The organism is Halanaerobiales bacterium, from assembly GCA_035270125.1.
Lineage (GTDB): Bacteria > Bacillota > Halanaerobiia > Halanaerobiales > DATFIM01 > DATFIM01.
In genome coordinates, this window is record DATFIM010000144.1 from 1 (window position 1) to 2,901 (window position 2,901).

A 2,901-nucleotide genomic window follows, 5' to 3' on the forward strand; every position below is an offset into this window, starting at 1 on the left:
GAAAGCTGTTTATGATGCAGGTGTAAAAGAAATTGCCAAAGATGAGGAAAATCCAGACAAAGGATTTGTTTTCCCATCTTATGTTGAAGATATTATGGGACCAATAATGTTTGATTATGGTTATGGTCCATATAGATGGGTCTGTCTATCAGGTAAAAAGGAAGATTTACGTAAGACAGATAAAGCTGCTCAGGAGGTTATTGACCCTGAAAGAAGATCACAGGATTATGATAACTATCACTGGATCAAAAATGCCGAGGATAATGATTTAGTTGTTGGTTCACAGGCCAGAATTTTATATACTGATGGCCCGGGAAGAGTGGAAATGGCTCTTAAGTTTAATAAAATGGTTAGAGATGGAGAAATCGGTCCTGTAATGTTAGGAAGAGATCATCATGATACTGGTGGTACAGATTCTCCTTTCCGTGAAACAGCCAATATCAAAGATGGTAGTAATATTATGGGAGAAATGTCCATTCACTGTTTTGCAGGTAATGCCGCTCGTGGTATGAGTATGGTTGTCCAGAGCAATGGTGGTGGAGTAGGAATTGGAAAATGCTTTAATAGTGGTTTTGGTCTTGTACTTGATGGTAGTAAAAGAGTTGATAGAATTATTAAATCTTCACTTGACTGGGATGTTCATGGTGGAGTTGCCAGAAGAGCATGGGCCAGAAATGAGCATGCTATTGAAACAATGTTAGACTGGAATGAAGAAAAAGGGGAATTAGGTCATGTAACCTTACCATATCAACCTAAGGAAGGTCTTGTTGAAAATGTAGTTAAAAATTCTTTAGATAAAAATCAATAATTAATTCTATAGGAGGTAGAACTATGCAGCTTGATATTAAGCTTTTAGGTGAAAGAGATGTGCAATTAGCTGATAATAAAATTGAATTTCCCTATAAAAAAGTTGAAGCTTTATTCTATTATCTTATTGTAGAAAAAAAGATTTCTCGCAGCAAAGTTGCTTCTCTTTTATGGGGAAATATGACTGATAGTAAAGCTAAAAAGAACTTGAGGAATGCTTTATATCAACTTAAAAAAAGTATAACTGAGGATATATTCAAAAAAAGCGGTAGTTCTACACTCCATTTAAATAAGGATAAATATGATTTCAAAATTGATCTTGAACAATTTATGAAAAATGATTCTTTGAAAAAATCTCTTAAAGTCTATAATGGGGATTTTTTGGAAGGGTTTCTTCTCAAAAGATCCCCTTCTTTTAATGACTGGATCATTGACAATAGAAATTATTATCAGCAGTTATATATAGAAAAATTAAAAAAGAGAATAGAAAATTTAGAGAGCAGAGAAAAAAATGAAAAAGCAATTAATTATCTCCAGGATTTAATTAAAGTAGATGAATTTAATGAAATGGCCTATCGAAAACTTATGAATCTCTATCATAAAAATGGCCAGAGTGCAAAGGCTCTTCAGGTATATAAAAAACTGGATGAAATACTGGAAAAGGAACTTGGAATAAATCCTGATCAAAAAACACTCTCACTTTTACAGGAAATACGAAGTAATAAATCAGTAGTTTTGGAAAACGATCAAAATGTAAAATTTATTTTTAGAGATAAAGAGATTAAAGAATTAGTATTAAATACAAGAAATTTCAAAGCTGGGACTGAATCTTATTCTTATTTGATTTCTGGTGAAGCTGGTATTGGTAAAACAACTTTAATAAAGGAATTTTTAGATAAAACTAACCTTGAAGATACACTTGTTTTAAAAACAAATTGTTTTCAGGGGGAAGAAAGATATATTTTCAACCCTTTAAAAAATATTATCAAACAACTTCAGGAGAAATTAGATTTAAATGATCTTGAAATAAATTATCCCTGGAAAGGTGTGCTTTCTCTTCTTTTCCCTTCACTTTTTGCTAATACTGATATTGAAAAAAATGAACAGGTTGAATTTGATTCATTACAATATCAGTCTGCCTTAAAAGCTTTACTTTATCTTTTGTCCTCAGCTGCCAAAAAACAAAAATTAATACTTGTTTTTGAAGATCTGCAGTGGAGTGATCAAAAGAGCCTTTCTTTTATATCACAGTTAATTAAGGAAAATAAAAATAGAAGTATAATGGTTTTAGCTACAACAAGATTAAATCAAAAAAATAAAATTTTAGATGAATTTTCAGCCTTAAATAATCATAATTATCTAAAAGAAATAAAATTACCTCGTTTAAATTATAAGCAGGTTGTTAGTTTTGTAAATAAAACATTACCTGATTATAGTTTTAATAAAGAAATTTATCAAAATATATATAAAGAAACTGAAGGTAATACCTTCTTTTTAGTTGAATTACTCCGTTTATTTAAAGAAAAAAATCGGGAAAAAGCTCTGGCTGAATTTATACAGACTGAGGGCTGTCAGAACATTTTACACAATAAAATTTCTAATATATCAGAAAAAGCAAATAAATTATTGATGCTAGCAGCCGTCTGTTATAAAGAAATAAATTTTGAATTATTAAAAAGCATTAGTGGTATGGACGATTTTGAACTGATAGAATTATTAGAAGAACTACAGAGTAATTATTTATTGGAAGAAAAAGATGATGATGAGTTGAAATACTGGTTTACCCATTCTAAGTTAAAAGAATATATCTATAATCAACTCTCAAATTCACGACTTAAACTATTACACCGCCGCCTAGCAAATTATTTAGAAAATGAAGTTGAATTTACCAGTAATTCAAGAGATCGCTATTCTAAGTTGATTTATCATTATTCTAAAGCAGGAAATAAACTAAAAGAACTGGAGTATTTAATTAAAGAAGCAGAAACATATTTTAAACAGACTCATAAGTTATTTCCTATCTTACATGATAATTATCTTGATAATGAACAGCTAGTCTTTTTGAAAAAGAAAGAGGCTAAAAATTATTTAGAT

At 29.9% G+C, this 2,901-nt stretch carries 2 protein-coding genes; both read left to right on the top strand.

The genetic code is table 11. The features are described 5' to 3' along the window. On the top strand, positions 1 to 808 hold an 808-nt coding region (locus VJ881_07555), incomplete at its 5' end, for a urocanate hydratase (protein ID HKL75906.1). A gap of 23 nt (positions 809 to 831) precedes the next feature. After that, on the top strand, positions 832 to 2,901 hold a 2,070-nt coding region (locus VJ881_07560), incomplete at its 3' end, for a BTAD domain-containing putative transcriptional regulator (protein ID HKL75907.1).